Origin of the sequence: Paraburkholderia sp. SIMBA_030 (genome assembly GCF_046535245.1) — a bacterium.
In the GTDB taxonomy this organism is placed as follows: domain Bacteria; phylum Pseudomonadota; class Gammaproteobacteria; order Burkholderiales; family Burkholderiaceae; genus Paraburkholderia.
This window is the reverse complement of the sequence record NZ_JAWRXB010000027.1, coordinates 19,030-34,116: the sequence shown is the minus strand read 5'-3', so window position 1 is coordinate 34,116 and position 15,087 is coordinate 19,030. Positions and strand designations below refer to the sequence as shown.

The 15,087-nt window shown below is 62.7% G+C and carries 14 protein-coding genes; 6 read left to right on the top strand and 8 right to left on the bottom strand.

The features are described 5' to 3' along the window. Nucleotides 1–49: 49 nt before the first annotated feature. Together hemA and SB772_RS34430 are read right to left on the bottom strand one after the other, a co-directional pair. On the bottom strand, nucleotides 50–1,336 hold the full coding sequence (gene hemA / locus SB772_RS34435) for a glutamyl-tRNA reductase (RefSeq protein WP_410837595.1): 1,287 nt from the start codon (nucleotides 1,334–1,336) through the stop codon (nucleotides 50–52). Nucleotides 1,337–1,398: 62 nt separating this feature from the next. Then, nucleotides 1,399–2,109 carry a response regulator transcription factor gene (locus tag SB772_RS34430; protein WP_410837594.1) on the bottom strand — a complete coding sequence of 237 codons (711 nt, stop codon included), beginning with the start codon at nucleotides 2,107–2,109 and terminating at the stop codon, nucleotides 1,399–1,401. Between the two features lie 55 nt (nucleotides 2,110–2,164). Between SB772_RS34430 and SB772_RS34425 the strand changes: the two genes are divergently transcribed. The 4 genes from SB772_RS34425 to SB772_RS34410 are packed head-to-tail and all read left to right on the top strand — an operon-like array spanning nucleotide 2,165 to nucleotide 5,054. Then, nucleotides 2,165–2,311 carry a hypothetical protein gene (locus tag SB772_RS34425; protein WP_410837593.1) on the top strand — a complete coding sequence of 49 codons (147 nt, stop codon included), beginning with the start codon at nucleotides 2,165–2,167 and terminating at the stop codon, nucleotides 2,309–2,311. Then, on the top strand, nucleotides 2,311–2,565 hold the full coding sequence (locus SB772_RS34420) for a hypothetical protein (RefSeq protein ID WP_410837592.1): 255 nt from the start codon (nucleotides 2,311–2,313) through the stop codon (nucleotides 2,563–2,565). Before SB772_RS34425 ends, SB772_RS34420 begins: the two co-directional genes overlap by 1 nt. A gap of 19 nt (nucleotides 2,566–2,584) precedes the next feature. Further along, a complete protein-coding gene (locus tag SB772_RS34415) occupies nucleotides 2,585–4,399 on the top strand; it encodes an aminopeptidase P family protein (protein WP_410837591.1) in 1,815 nt (604 codons plus the stop codon). Between the two features lie 31 nt (nucleotides 4,400–4,430). Then, nucleotides 4,431–5,054: an HAD family hydrolase gene (locus SB772_RS34410; RefSeq protein ID WP_410837590.1), complete on the top strand. Its 624-nt coding sequence runs from the start codon at nucleotides 4,431–4,433 to the stop codon at nucleotides 5,052–5,054. 38 nt (nucleotides 5,055–5,092) lie between these two features. On the opposite strand, the gene ettA is transcribed toward SB772_RS34410, so the two are convergent. The 6 genes from ettA to ychF form a co-directional block, all read right to left on the bottom strand. Further along, the gene (gene ettA, locus SB772_RS34405; RefSeq protein ID WP_410837589.1) at nucleotides 5,093–6,760 is read right to left on the bottom strand and encodes an energy-dependent translational throttle protein EttA; all 1,668 of its coding nucleotides are present in this window, start codon (nucleotides 6,758–6,760) and stop codon (nucleotides 5,093–5,095) included. 183 nt (nucleotides 6,761–6,943) lie between these two features. Beyond that, entirely contained in the window at nucleotides 6,944–8,032 is a 1,089-nt protein-coding gene (locus SB772_RS34400; protein WP_410837588.1) for a sn-glycerol-3-phosphate import ATP-binding protein UgpC, read from the bottom strand. 78 nt (nucleotides 8,033–8,110) lie between these two features. Beyond that, nucleotides 8,111–8,956, bottom strand: a complete 846-nt coding sequence (ugpE, locus tag SB772_RS34395) for a sn-glycerol-3-phosphate ABC transporter permease UgpE (protein WP_410837587.1) — start codon at nucleotides 8,954–8,956, stop codon at nucleotides 8,111–8,113. After that, nucleotides 8,953–9,837, bottom strand: a complete 885-nt coding sequence (gene ugpA, locus SB772_RS34390) for a sn-glycerol-3-phosphate ABC transporter permease UgpA (RefSeq protein ID WP_410837586.1) — start codon at nucleotides 9,835–9,837, stop codon at nucleotides 8,953–8,955. Before ugpA ends, ugpE begins: the two co-directional genes overlap by 4 nt. A gap of 68 nt (nucleotides 9,838–9,905) precedes the next feature. After that, nucleotides 9,906–11,231: a sn-glycerol-3-phosphate ABC transporter substrate-binding protein UgpB gene (gene ugpB, locus SB772_RS34385; protein WP_410837585.1), complete on the bottom strand. Its 1,326-nt coding sequence runs from the start codon at nucleotides 11,229–11,231 to the stop codon at nucleotides 9,906–9,908. A 361-nt stretch (nucleotides 11,232–11,592) separates the two neighbouring features. Next, nucleotides 11,593–12,687 (bottom strand): redox-regulated ATPase YchF, encoded by a 1,095-nt coding sequence (gene ychF / locus SB772_RS34380; RefSeq protein ID WP_410837584.1) that lies wholly within the window; start codon nucleotides 12,685–12,687, stop codon nucleotides 11,593–11,595. A gap of 305 nt (nucleotides 12,688–12,992) precedes the next feature. On the opposite strand from ychF, the gene SB772_RS34375 reads away from it, so the two are divergent. Beyond that, nucleotides 12,993–14,165, top strand: coding sequence for a UbiH/UbiF family hydroxylase (locus tag SB772_RS34375; protein WP_410837583.1), 1,173 nt, complete (start codon nucleotides 12,993–12,995; stop codon nucleotides 14,163–14,165). 129 nt (nucleotides 14,166–14,294) lie between these two features. Then, nucleotides 14,295–15,020 (top strand): DsbC family protein, encoded by a 726-nt coding sequence (locus SB772_RS34370; RefSeq protein ID WP_410837582.1) that lies wholly within the window; start codon nucleotides 14,295–14,297, stop codon nucleotides 15,018–15,020. The last annotated feature ends 67 nt before the right edge of the window (nucleotides 15,021–15,087 follow it).

Below are 15,087 nucleotides of genomic sequence, written 5' to 3'. Positions count from 1 at the left end.
TCGCGGGCCACTTTCGGGTGGCGCGGACGGCGCGGCAGTGGCTGCGCCGCTAACGCTCCGAAGAACCGGAGTGTTTGTAGAAACCGCTCATCAGTTCGATGAGCGTGTCACGGTTTTCGCTGCTCGCGCGATTGAGCGCGTGCGTCGGCCCGTGGATCAGTTTGTTGGTCAGCGATTGCGACAGCGCCTCGAGCACCGCGGCCGGATCGTCGCCGCGCGCGAGCATTTTCTGCGCGCGTTCGACTTCGGCGCGGCGCAGCACGTCGGCTTGCGTATGCATGTGACGAATCACCGGCACGATGCTGCGCGCGTCGAGCCATTGCATGAAATTCTGCACGCGCGTTTCGATGATCGCTTCGGCCTGCGCAACGGCGGCTTGCCGCGATGCGTTGCCTTCGCGGACGATCGCGCCGAGGTCGTCGACGGTGTACAGGAAGACGTCTTCGAGCTGGCCGACTTCAGATTCGATGTCGCGCGGCACCGCCAGGTCGACCATGAAAATCGGCCGATGACGGCGCGCTTTCACCGCCCGTTCCATTGCACCCAGACCGATGATCGGCAAAGTCGAAGCGGTACACGACACGATGATGTCGAACTCATGCATCCGCGTGGGCAATTCCGACAGTGGAATGGCGCGCCCGCTAAAGCGTTCGGCGAGCCGCGTGCCGCGCTCGGCCGTGCGGTTCGCGACCACCAGTTCGCGTGGCTGCTGGGCGGCGAAATGGGTTGCGCACAACTCGATCATTTCGCCCGCGCCGATGAACAGCACGCGCTGGTTCGAGACCTTGTCGAAGATGCGCTGAGCGAGCCGCACGGCCGCCGCTGCCATGGAAACCGACTGCGCGCCGATTTCGGTCGTGCTGCGCACTTCCTTCGCGACGGCGAAGGTGCGCTGGAACAACTGGTTCAGATACGTGCCGAGCGCGCCGGCTTCGGACGCAGTGCGCACCGCATCCTTCATTTGTCCGACGATTTGCGTCTCGCCGAGCACCATCGAATCCAGCCCCGAGGCGACGCGAAACGCGTGGCGCACGGCTTCCGACTGCGGCAACGCATACACATGCGGCGCGAGTTCGTCGACGGGCAGTTTGTGGTACTTCGAGAACCACTGGATCGCGGCTTCACGCGCGGCATGGTCGTCGGTCGCGCAGTAGAGTTCGGTGCGGTTGCAGGTGGACAGAATGGCCGCTTCCGGCGCCGTGCGCGCGGTGCGGCCGAGCCAGACGCTCTTGAAGGTGTCCAATGCAGGCTTGATCTGTTCGAGCGGAAACGCCACGCGTTCGCGCAAGGCGACAGGCGCAGTGTGGTGATTGATTCCGATCGTTAGAAGCTGCATATGGGGAACTATGATTTAGCCCAATATTATAGCGTTTTCACGATTCTTTCATTCTGCGCGCATCATCCGGCCTCCATCGCGGCTTCCGACGGCACTGCATCGAGCTGGTAGCCGTAGCCGTAGAGCGGCGTCAGGCAATAGCCGTGCTCGGGGCGCAATTGCAATTTGGTCCGCACGCGCGACGCATGGGTGTCGACGGTACGCGACCTTAGGTCGCGGTGGCGCGTCCAGACGGTTTCGAGAATATGCGCGCGCGAGACCGGCCGCGACAGATTGGCAAACAGCAGCAGTGCAAAGCGGAATTCCTTCGGGGTCAGTATGGCGGTCTGGCCGCGGAAAGTGACGGAGAAGTGTGCGGCGTCAAACGCATAGCCGCCGATAGTGTCGCGCCGCCGGTTCTGCGGACGGCGCAGGCCCGCACGGCGCAGCAGGGCGTTGACGCGCGCCAGCATTTCCGGTCCGCGCACCGGTTTGCTCAGGCAGTCGTCAGCGCCGGCGTGCAGCGCGGCGACGATCTGGCTTTCGCGTGGCTCGGACAACAGAACGATCACCGGCAAGCTCGGCAGAATCGCGCGGGCGCGCGGGATCACGTCCTCGGCGGGGCGGTCGCCGGCCCAGCTTTCAGTGAGAAGAAGATCGAAGAATTCGTCTATGGCGCGGCTCAGGAACGGCGCACTGGTGGCGAAGTGCTGGCAGGCATGGCCGCCGGCAAAGATCAGCCGGCCAACCAGTTCAGCGTGACGCAAGTCCGGCTCGATAAGGGCGATTCGCATGACGCCTGTTTGCAGGCCACACACCGGCGCTAGGCTTCTTCGTAAGGCTTACAACTTGCCTAACATCACCCCGACCCCTAAACTCAACCGCTATGCGGAAAGCGCCGTGCAGACCTATATAGTGAAAGAGATAAAAATGCTAACTGGAGAGGCGGCGTGCGGCCATGAGACGAATCTGAAACTGCGCGAGGCCGGTCGCTGATGGGGCGGCCCGGAATCGTGGTGCTGGGCGCGGTGATCGGCCTCGCGGGCTGGTGGCTGCATCCGCAGCGCCGTTCGAGCCGCGCGCAATGGTGGATGGCGCTGCTGGCGGGCGTATTGGGTGCGGGTGTCGCGCGAATGGCCGGCAACGTGGTTGGTCTCTTTCATGATGGTGATACGCTCGAATGGCCGGTGTGCACCGCCGTTGCGTTGATCGCCGTTGCCGTGACGGTCGGCTTGCTTTCCCGTCGATGAATACTTGCAGGTGACTCCGATGAATGCCCGACTTCCCGAAACTTCCTCGATTCCCGAACGGCTCGCCACATTGCGCCACGCAATGGCGCGCGAAGGCGTGGCCGCCTACCTGGTGCCGTCCGCCGATCCGCACCTGTCCGAATATTTGCCTGGCCGCTGGCAGGGCCGGCAGTGGTTGTCGGGCTTCACCGGCTCGGCCGGCACCTTGATCGTTACCGCCGATTTCGCCGGCGTGTGGACCGACAGCCGCTATTGGGAACAGGCCAATGCGCAACTTGCCGGCACCGGCGTGCAGTTGATGAAGATGACCGGTGGCCAGCAAACCGCCCCGCATTTCGACTGGCTTGCGCAGAACGTTGCGACGGGCGGCACCGTCGGCGTCGATGGCGCGGTGCTCGACGTGGCGGCGGCGCGAGCGTTGACTCAGGCGCTCACCGCGCGCGGCGTGAAGCTGCGCACCGACGTCGATCTGTTCGATGCGGTCTGGCCGCAGCGTCCGCCGCTGCCCGCCGCCGCCGTGTTCGAGCATGCGGCGCCGCATGCGAGCGTGGCCCGCGCGGAAAAGCTCGCGCAGATTCGCCGCGCGATGGTGGAGAAGGGCACGCAATGGCACTTCATCTCCACGCTCGACGATCTCGCGTGGCTGCTCAATCTGCGCGGCGCCGACGTGAGCTACAACCCGGTGTTCGTCGCGCACGCGCTGATCGGTCTGGAGCACGCGTCGCTGTTCGTCTCGGACGGCAAGGTGCCGCAGGCGTTGGCCGACGCGCTCGCGCGTGACGGCATCAGCGTCGAGCTGTACGCGAAGGCGGCAGACGCGCTCGTCGCGCTGCCTGGCGACAGCACACTGCTGATCGACCCGCGCCGGATTACTTTTGGTTCGCTGCAATCGGTGCCGCCGACGGTGAAGATCGTCGAGGCAGTCAATCCGTCCACGTTCTTCAAATCGCGAAAAACCGAAGCCGAAGCGGAGCACGTGCGCGAGACGATGGAGCAGGACGGGGCGGCGCTCGCGGAATTTTTCGCGTGGTTCGAAAGCGCGCTCGGCCGTGAAACGGTCACTGAACTGACCATCGACGAACGCCTGACGGCAGCGCGTGCGCGCCGTCCGGGCTTTGTGTCGTTGAGCTTCGCGACCATCGCCGGCTTCAACGCGAACGGCGCGATGCCGCACTACCGCGCGACCGAAGAATCGCATTCGGTGATCGAAGGCAACGGCCTGTTGCTGATCGATTCGGGCGCGCAGTACCTGAGCGGCACCACCGATATCACCCGCGTCGTGCCGGTCGGCACCATCAGCGATGAGCAACGGCGTGATTTCACGATCGTGCTGAAAGGCACGATGGCGCTGTCGCGCGCGCAGTTCCCGCGTGGCATCCGTTCACCGATGCTCGACGCGATCGCCCGCGCGCCGATCTGGGAAGCCGGCGCCGATTATGGTCACGGCACGGGCCACGGCGTGGGCTACTTCCTGAACGTGCACGAGGGCCCGCAGGTGATCTCGCACTACGCGCCGGCCGAACCGTGGACGGCGATGGAAGAGGGCATGATCACGTCGGTCGAGCCGGGCATTTACCGGCCGGGCAAGTGGGGCATCCGGATCGAGAACCTTGTGCTGAACGTTCCGGCGGAGAAAACCGAGTTCGGCGATTTCCTCAAGTTCGAGACGCTGACGCTGTGCCCGATCGACACGCGTTGCCTCGACATGTCGCTGTTGCGCGACGACGAACGCGCGTGGTTGAACGCTTATCACGAGACGGTGCGCACGCGCCTGTCGCCGCATGTGTCGGGCGACGCGAAGGCGTGGCTGGCGTTGCGTACGCAACCTGTCTGATCGCAGCAACGACGTTGCTCACGGAGAATGGATGGCCATCAAGGCAGTCGTGTTCGATTTCGGCGGCGTGCTGATCGACTGGAGCCCCGAGTATCTGTATCGCCATTTGATTCCGGACGAGCCCGAGCGCCGCTGGTTTTTGGCCCACGTCTGCTCGATGGACTGGGTGATTCGTCAGGACGGCGGCCAGCCGATCGTCGAGGCGACTGACGAGCTGATCGCGAAATTTCCGGATCACGAGCCGCTGATTCGCGCGTTTTACGAGCGTTGGCACGAGATGCTGGGCGGCGTGCTGGAAGCGGGCGTGGCGACGATGGCAAAGCTCGAGGCCGCTGGCGTGCCTTTGTTTGGGCTGACGAACTGGTCGGCGGAGACGTTTCCGTATGCATGGGAGCACTACCCGGTGCTGCGGCGGTTTCGCGACATCGTCGTGTCGGGTCGTGTGAAGCTGGTGAAGCCCGATCCGGCGATCTTCGCGGAAATGCGCCGGCGCATTGAAGCGCAATTGCCCGGCATCCAGCCCGCCGAACTCGTTTTCATCGACGACAATCTGAAAAACGCTGAGGCCGCGACGGCACTCGGCTGGCACAGCGTGCATCACACCAGCGCCGCGCGAACCGAAGCGAAGTTGCGCGAGTTGGGTTTGCCGGTTTAAGCGGTGAGGCATCGGCGTTTAGCGCCGATGCCTACTATTTACCGCGTGATCGGCTTGTAACGCAGGCGCTTCGGACGCGCGCCTTCTTCGCCGAGACGCGCGCGCTTGTCCGCTTCGTATTCCTGGTAGTTGCCGTCGAAGAACGTGACTTGCGAATCGCCTTCGAACGCGAGGATGTGCGTCGCGATCCGGTCGAGGAACCAGCGATCGTGCGAAATCACCAGCACGGAGCCGGCAAATTCCAGCAACGCGTCTTCGAGCGCGCGCAGCGTTTCGACGTCGAGGTCGTTCGACGGTTCGTCCAGCAGCAGCACGTTGCCGCCCTCGATCAGCGTCTTCGCCAGATGCAGCCGCCCGCGCTCACCGCCCGACAGATTGCCGACGACCTTCTGCTGATCGCCGCCTTTGAAGTTGAAGCGGCCGATATACGCACGCGAAGGCGTTTCGTACTTGCCGACCGTCAGCACATCCGCACCGCCGGAGATTTCCTCGAACACGGTCTTCGAACCGTCGAGCGCGTCGCGGCTTTGGTCCACGTACGCGAGCTTGACCGTCGGCCCTTGCACGATCTCGCCCGAATCCGGCTGTTCGCGGCCGGTCAGCATGCGAAACAGCGTCGACTTACCCGCGCCGTTCGGCCCGATGATGCCGACAATCGCACCCGCCGGAATCTTGAAGCTGACGTTATCGAGCAGCAAACGGTCGCCATACGATTTGCTGACGTTCTTGAACTCGATCACTTCATTGCCGAGGCGGTCGCCGACCGGAATGAAGATTTCCGAGGTTTCGTTGCGCTTCTGGTAGTCCTGGCTGTTCAGTTCCTCGAAGCGTGCGATACGCGCCTTCGACTTCGCCTGACGGCCCTTCGGATTCTGGCGGACCCACTCCAGTTCCTTCTTGATCGCCTTCTGGCGCGCCGATTCCGACGACTCTTCCTGCTTCAGGCGCTCTTCTTTCTGGTCGAGCCAGCTGCTGTAGTTGCCCTTCCACGGAATGCCGTGGCCGCGGTCGAGTTCGAGAATCCACTCGGCGGCGTTATCGAGGAAGTAGCGATCGTGGGTCACGGCGACGACGGTGCCCGGGAAGCGCGTCAGGAACTGTTCCAGCCAATCGACCGATTCCGCGTCCAGGTGGTTGGTCGGCTCGTCGAGCAGCAGCATGTCCGGTTTTTCGAGCAGCAGCTTGCACAGCGCGACGCGGCGCTTTTCGCCGCCGGACAGATGCTCGATCTTCGCGTCCCATGCCGGCAGACGCAGGGCGTCGGCGGCGATTTCGATCTGCTGCTCGGCGCTGCCGCCATCGCTGGTGGCAAGGATCGCTTCGTACTTGGCTTGTTCAGCGGCGAGCGCGTCGAAGTCGGCGTCCGGCTCCGCGTAGGCCGCGTAGATTTCGTCGAGTTTCTTTTGCGCGTTGAAGACGTCGCCGAGACCTTCTTCGACCGCTTCACGCACCGTCTTTTGCGAATCGAGTTGCGGTTCCTGCGGCAGATAGCCGATGTTCAGGTTCGGCATCGGCGTGGCTTCGCCTTCAATGTCCTTGTCCACACCGGCCATGATGCGGATCAGAGTCGACTTGCCCGAGCCGTTCAGGCCGAGCAAACCGATCTTCGCGCCGGGGAAAAACGACAGCGAGATGTCTTTCAGGATTTGACGCTTGGGCGGCACGATTTTGCCGACGCGGTTCATGGTGAAGACGTATTGGGCCATTTGCTTGCAATAGACGTTGACGCCGCCAGCCGCGTGAGGGCGGCGGTCGTGGGTGGATGGGTAATGGTGTTATGACCGGCTGGTGCGCCGGTTCCGGCCAGCGCGGCGTCGAGCTGAAGTTGCCGCGCGCGCGGGCGGTGAGGTGCCATTGTACTTCGGGGGGAGGGTGGGACGGCAGCGGCGTCAGTTCGCGCGTCGTCCCGTCGACGGATCGAAGAAATGCAGATGCTGCGCGGGCAATGCCACTTGCAGCGCTTCGCCTGCCGCCGGCCGGTGCGCATGCGGCAAGCGCACCGTCACGTCGTGCTTGCCCCAGCGTCCGTGCGCGAGGTTGTCCGCCCCGAGCAGTTCGCAGGAGTCGACAGTGAGCGTGGCGTGCGTTGCGTCCGCTTGATCCGGCGTCATGTGTTCCGGGCGAATGCCGAGCGTCCATTCGCGTCCTGCCTTCACTGCCTCGCCAATCGAAGCCACACCTTGCAAGGGCAGCTTCGGACCGTTGCCCACCACCTCGAACGTCGAGCCGTCGTCGGATAGGCGGCCCTCCAGCAGGTTCATCCCCGGCGAGCCGATAAAGCTCGCGACGAACACCGTCGCCGGCCGTTCATAGACTTCGGTCGGCGCGCCGATCTGCTCGGCGTGGCCTTTGTTCATCACGATCACGCGTTGCGCCAAGGTCATGGCTTCGATCTGATCGTGCGTGACGTAGAGGCTGGTGGTGGCAAGCCGCGCATGCAGGCGTTGGATTTCGAGGCGCATCTGTACGCGTAGCCGCGCATCGAGATTCGACAGCGGCTCGTCGAACAGAAACACCGCCGGTTCACGCACGATCGCGCGGCCCATCGCGACGCGTTGCCGTTGTCCGCCCGACAGTTCGCGCGGCTTGCGTTGCAGCAGCGCTTCGAGTTCCAGGATCTGCGCGGCGGCCTGCACGCGGCTGGCAATCTGCGTGCGATCGATGCCCGCGATCTTCAGCGCGTAACCCATGTTCTCGGCGACGCTCATATGCGGATACAGCGCGTAGTTCTGAAACACCATCGCGATGTCGCGATCCTTCGGCTCCAACTGGTTGACCACTTTGCCGGCGATCGAAATGGTGCCTTCGGAGATGCGCTCGAGCCCTGCCACCATCCGCAGCAACGTCGATTTGCCGCAACCGGACGGGCCGACCATCACGACGAACTCGCCGTCGGAAACGTCCACGTCGATGCCATGCAACACGAACTGTTTGCCGTCATAGGTTTTTTTAACGCTTTGCAGAGTCAGTGCAGCCATGCCGTTTTAGCCTTTCGTTGCATTCGCGGATCGCGCGGTGTTTTCAATTCAATGACGCAGCTCGCCGTGCGGCGGTTGTTACTTTTCCGAGTCGACCAGTCCCCGCACGAACCAGCGCTGCATCGTCAGCACGACAGCGAGCGGCGGCAACATGGCCAGCAGTGTCGCGGTCATCACCAGATGCCACTCGGTCGCGGTGTCGCCAGAGGCGATCATGCTCTTGATCCCGACCACGGCCGTCGTCAGCGATTGCTGGCTGGTAATCAGAATCGGCCACAGATATTGATTCCAGCCGTAGATGAACGTAATGACGAACAGCGCCGCCATGTTCGTTTTGGACAGCGGCAGCACCACGTCCCAGAAGAAACGCATTGCACCGGCGCCGTCGATGCGTGCCGCTTCCATCAGTTCATCCGGCAGCGTCATGAAGAACTGCCGGAACAGGAAGGTGGCGGTGGCCGACGCGATCAGCGGCAACGTCAAACCGCTGTATGTATTGCTCAGATGCATCGACGACACGACCTGCACGGTCGGAAAGATGCGCACTTCGACCGGCAGCATCAGCGTGACGAAGATCAGCCAGAACGCCAGATTGCGAAACGGAAAGCGGAAGAACACGATCGCGTACGCGGAGATCATCGACACGGCGATCTTGCCGATCGAGATCACCAGCGCCATCACGAGGCTGTTGAACAGCATGCGGCCGAACGGCGCAGCCGCATTGCCGCTGCCTTGCGTCCAAACGGTGGCGACGTTCTCGAACAGATGCGTGCTCGGCACCAGCGACAGCGGCACGCTGAACACTTCGTGCTCGCTCATGGTCGCCGCGCAGAACGCGACGTACACGGGAAACACCACCAGCACGACGCCGAGAATCAGCACCGCATGGCAGAACAGGTCGAAACCGCGGCGGTTCTCGATCATGAGTATTGAACCCTGCGTTCGATGAAGCGGAATTGCACGACTGTCAACGCGACGACGATCACCATCAGCACGACCGACTGCGCGCCCGAACTGCCGATGTCGAGTCCCTGAAAACCTTCGGCGAAGATCTTGTAGATCAGCGTACGGGTCGATTGCGCGGGGCCGCCGCCGGTGGCCGCGTCGATCACCGGGAAGGTGTCGAAGAATGCGTAGGTGATGTTGATCACCAACAGGAAGAAGCTGGTCGGCGACAGCAAAGGCAGCGCGATACCGAAGAAACGCCGCACCGGACCGGCGCCGTCGATTGCGGCAGCTTCGATCAGCGAGCGCGGGATCGCCTGCAAACCCGCATAGAAGAACAGGAAGTTATAGCTCACCTGTTTCCACACCGAAGCCAGCACGACGAGAAACATTGCCTGGCCCGCATTCAACGCGTGATTCCACACGATGCCGTACTTCGCGAGCCCATACGTGACAAGCCCGATGCTCGGGTTGAACAGGAACGACCACAGCACGGCGGCAATCGCGGGCGCGACGGCATACGGCCAGATCAGCAGCGTCTGATAGGCCTTTGCGCCGCGCGTCACGCGATCGGCGCAAACCGCCAGCAACAGCGAGATCACCAGTCCCGACACGGTGACGAGCGCGCAGAAGATCAGCGTCGTATTGAACGACGACAAGTAAAGCGGATCGGCGAACAGCTGCTTGAAATTGGCCAACCCGACAAACTCGCTCGATGTGCCGAACGCGTCCTGAGTCTGCGTGGATTGCCACAGCGCCTCGCCGGCCGGCCACAGAAAGAACAGCAGCGTAATCACGAGTTGCGGCGCAACCAGCAGGTAGGGCAGTACGCTGGTGCCGAAGCTGGAGCGCTTTTCCATCGAGAATTCCCAAGGTTCTGCAAAGCGGGTATCGGTGCGAACACACCGATACCCGTTGTGCCGCATGCTTAGCTACCGGCTTTCTCGAAGCGGCGCAGCAACTCGTCGCCACGCGACACGGACGAATCGAGCGCTTCTTGCGGCGTCTTCTTCTGCGCCCAGACCTGTTCGAGTTCTTCGTCGATGATGGTGCGGATCTGCGGCATGTTGCCCAGACGCAGGCCCTTCGTGTACGGCAGCGGCGGCTTGTTGAGCATCTGCTTGATCGCGGTGTCGCTGCCCGGGTTCTTCTCGTAGAAGCCTTGCTGCTGCGTCATTTGATATGCGGCGGTCGTGACCGGCAGATAACCGGTGTCCTGATGCCACTTCGCCGCCACCGGCGGCGACGACAGATACGCGAGGAATTTCGCGACGCCCTTGTACACCGCCGGATCCTTACCCGAGAGCACCCACAAGCTCGCGCCACCGATGATCGCGTTTTGCGGCGCGCCCTTCACGCTGGCGTCGTACGGCATCATGCCAGTGCCGAAGTTGAACTTCGCGTACTTCTTGATCGTGGCGAGCGAACCGGACGAGTTCGTGATGATCCCGCAATCGCCGCTATAGAACTTCGACACCGGTTCGTCCTTGCGGCCGACATAGGTGAACGTGCCGTCCTTCTGCATGTTTTGCAGGAACTGGATGTGCGCGACTTGCAGCGGCTTGTTGAATTCGAGTTGGGCATTCGCGCCGTCGAAACCGTTGTTCTCCGACGCAAACGGCGCACCCTGCCACGCGCTGTAGTTTTCAAGCTGAATCCAGCTCTGCCAGCCGGACGAATAGCCGCACGCCATGCCGGCAGCTTTCAGCTTCTGCGCGTCCTGTTGCACTTCGGCCCAGGTTTTCGGCGGCTGATTCGGGTCGAGCCCGGCTTTCTTGAACGCGTCCTTGTTGTAGTACAGCACGGGCGTCGAACTGTTGAACGGCATCGAGATCAGCTGACCGGTTTTAGAGTCGCTGTAATAACTTGCAATGGTCGGCACGAAAGCCTTTTCGTCGAGCGGCACGCCGGCTTGCTTGAACACGTCCGAGACCGGGATCACCGCTTTCTTCGCCTGCATCATTGTCGCAGTGCCGACTTCGTAGACCTGCAAGATAGCGGGCGCGTTGCCGCTGCGGTAGGCGGCGATGCCGGCGGCGAGTGTCTGGTCGTAGGCGCCTTTGAACACCGGCACGATCTTGTAGTCGCTTTGCGACGCGTTGAACGCGTTGGCGATGTCGTTCAGACGTTCGCCCAGGGCGGCCTCCATGGCATGCCAGAACTGGATTTCAGTGGCGGCGTGAGCCGTCTGGCTAATGCCGAGACTCAACACGGCGGCAACGGAAAGCGAACGGAACAGCGGCTTGCAACTCATCGATTTGTCTCCTAGTCGGAACGGGACGCGGATGCGGATCGCGCGATTCTATTTGTGTTCGATGACATTCCGGCGTCGCTGGCCGGGCGACGGCCTACTTTTGACAAACGCAGAATGCCGCAATTTAGCACCGGCCGCCATGCCGGTTATCCTGTCTCGGAGTCGATGCGGTGCTGTCGGATTCGCCGTCGAAGATGGCGGCCATCAGAGATAGTGTCGCGATGCCGCTGCGGTGTGCGGCACGCGGCGCAGCGGGCCCGCAGTAAAACAACAAGCCCGCATCGAGCGGGCTTGTTGTTTTCGGGGCGTTGCTACGACGCTCGGCGTTTCGCCAATTGCCGCCAGGCGGTGTGACCGAACGTCAAACGTTGAACAGGAAGTTCATCACGTCGCCATCGTGCACGACGTATTCCTTGCCTTCGGCGCGCATCTTGCCGGCTTCCTTCGCGCCTTGCTCACCCTTGTAGGTGATGAAGTCGTTGAAGGCGATTGTCTGCGCGCGAATGAAGCCGCGCTCGAAATCGGTGTGAATCGCGCCCGCCGCCTGCGGCGCGGTATCGCCGACATGGATAGTCCACGCGCGCACTTCCTTCACGCCGGCGGTGAAATACGTTTGCAGGCCCAGCAGCTTGAAACCCGCGCGAATCACGCGGTTCAGGCCCGGCTCGTGCATGCCCATGTCCTCGAGGAACACTTCCATGTCGGCTTCGTCGAGGTCGGCGATTTCCGCTTCGATCGCCGCGCACACGGCGACGACCGGTGCGTTTTCCTCTGCCGCGAACTTCGCGACCGCGTCCAGATGCGGGTTGTTTTCGAAACCGTTTTCCTTCACGTTGGCGACATACATCGTCGGCTTCGCGGTGATCAGGCAGAATGGCTTGAGCAGCGCTTTTTCTTCGTCCGACAGATCGAGCGCGCGAACCGGCTTGGCCTGATCGAGCTGCGCGCGGACTCTTTCCAGCACGGCGGCGTTTTTGGCTGCTTCCTTGTCATTACCCGACTTGGCGGCCTTCGAATAGCGCGTGAGCGCCTTCTCGACGGTCGCGAGGTCGGCCAGCGCCAGTTCGGTGTTGATCACTTCGATATCAGACAACGGATCGATCTTGTTCGCGACGTGAATCACGTTCTCGTCTTCGAAGCAACGCACCACGTGCGTGATCGCGTCGGTTTCGCGGATGTTCGCGAGAAACTGGTTGCCCAGACCTTCGCCCTTGCTCGCGCCGGCCACGAGGCCCGCGATGTCGACGAATTCCACCACCGCCGGCAGGATGCGCTCCGGCTTGACGATTTCAGCGAGCGCCGTCAACCGCGCGTCCGGCACTTCGACGATGCCGACGTTCGGCTCGATCGTGCAGAACGGATAATTTTCGGCGGCGATGCCCGCCTTGGTCAGCGCATTGAACAGGGTGGACTTGCCGACGTTAGGCAAGCCGACGATGCCGCATTTGAGGCTCATGGAAATCCTTCAGTGAATCAGCAAGTTGCGTGATGCGCTCGACGCTGTGTGCTGGATGCGAAAGCGTTCGTGATGGCGCGGCAATGGGCCGCAGCGGAGCGAGACAAGACACCAAATCGGGGCGTTGGCTCAACGATTTAGTGCGAGTTTTGTCACGGAAGTCGCGATTGTAACTCTTTCGGGTGAGCTTTCCGGGTGAGGGAGCTGGAAGGCCGGAACGGACACTGGCATGGCCGCCGGTTTTCGAGCCGAAATGCCGCACCTACCGATCCGTCCCCTGCAACCCCCGCAGCTATAATGCGCGGATGAATGCACACCACCAGACCTTTGATGTCGCCGTGGTCGGCGGCGGGCTCGTCGGCAAGACCGCGGCGCTTGCGCTGACGCAAAACGGGCTGCGCGTGGCGCTGCTCGCGCAACCTTGTGCGCCGTTGCCGGCCGGAGCCATGTTCGACTCGCGGGTCTACGCGCTGTCGTCGAGTTCACAGGCTTTGCTGGAGCGATTGCGGGTCTGGCAGGCGCTCGATCTGTCGCGTCTGGGTCCCGTCTACGACATGCGGGTCTATGGCGACGCACACGCTGAACTGCATTTCTCCGCATTTCAGGCGTCCGTGCCGCAACTGGCGTGGATCGTCGAATCGTCGCTGATCGAGCGCGCGCTGGATGCCGCGCTGCGTTTCCAGCCGAATCTCACCTGGATCGACTCGCGCGCGCAGGCGCTCGATTTCAATGCCGATGGCGCGAGCGTCGGTCTGGGCAACGGCAACGTGCTCGAGGCCGATCTGGTGGTCGGCGCGGACGGCGCGCATTCGTGGGTGCGCGCGCAGATCGGTTCGAAGATGAACCGGCGCGATTACAGGCAAACGGGTGTGGTCGCGAACTTCAAGGCTGAGAAGCCGCACGGCGAAACGGCGTATCAGTGGTTCAAGGACGGCGAAATCATCGCGCTGCTGCCGATGCCGGACGGCCACGTGTCGCTGGTCTGGTCGGCGCGCACGGAACACGCCGAGCAACTGGTCGCGCTCGATCCGGCGCAACTCGCCGCCGAAGTCGAACGCGTGACGGGCGGCCAGTTCGGCGCGCTCGAATGCGTGACGCCCGCCCAAGGCTTCCCGCTTGCGTTGCAAACGGTCGACCGCCTGGTGGCGCCGCGCGTCGCGCTGGTCGGCGATGCCGCGCATCTGATTCACCCGTTGGCCGGCCAGGGCATGAACCTGGGTTTGCGCGACGTCGCCGCGCTCGCCGAGACGGTGGCCGGCAAGGAAGCATTCCGCGATCTCGGCGACATGGTGCTGTTGCGCCGCTACGAACGCGCCCGCCGCGAAGACATCCGCGCGCTGATGATCGCCACCGATGGTCTGCAAAAACTCTTCTCTGTTCCCGGTCCGCTCGCCAAGGCCTTGCGCAATACCGGCATGGCCTTCGTCGGCGCGCAACCGTTGATCAAGCGCTGGCTGGTGTCGGCGGCGTTGGGCTAGAGCGTGCGCCCGCCCGCATGCCCGGATCTGCGAGACGGGTATGATGAACGGACGGACGCCATTCTGGTCAGACCAAAGACGTCGCAAAAACGCGCGCCTCATACGCTAGAACCCAGGAATTCATTCAGTATGAAGAAATCACTCCGCATTGCGGCCGTTGTACTCGCGATTGCCGCCGTGACGGTCGGCTGCTCCGCGCAGGCCGATCAAGCCACCGACAAGCTCAAAGCCACGCTGCAAACGCGTCTCGCCGACGTGACGATCAAGAGCGTCACGAAGTCGCCGATTGCCGGCCTCTACGAAGTGAACCTTGGCACGCAGATCGTCTATAGCGACGCGAACGGCGATTACCTGATGCTCGGCGACCTCGTCGATGCGAAGACGCGCAAGAATCTGACGGAAGCGCGTCTGTCGGAAACCAACCGTATCGATTTCGCGAGCTTGCCGTTCGCGAATGCGGTGAAGGTCGTCAAGGGCAACGGCGCGCGCAAGATCGCCGTGTTCTCCGATCCGAACTGCCCGTACTGCAAGCAGCTCGAAACCACGCTCAAGTCGATCGACAACGTGACGGTTTACACCTTCCTGTACCCGGTGCTGTCGCCGGATTCGACGGCGAAGTCGAAGTCGATCTGGTGCTCGAGCGACCGCGCGAAGGCGTGGGAATCGTGGATGCAGGACCATCAGGCGCCCACTGCAGCCGGCACGTGCGATACCGCCGCGCTCGACAGGAACCTGGCGCTCGGCCGCGCGATGAATGTCGAGGGCACGCCCACCGTGTTCCTCGCCGACGGCCGCCGCTTGCCAGGCGCGGTACCGGCAGACCGGCTGGACAAGGAAATGTCCGCCGTGCACTAGGCGTGCAACACGAATTAAACAGAGGAGGCGCGGCGTGCGCCTCCTTTCACATCAAGCCCTGAATATC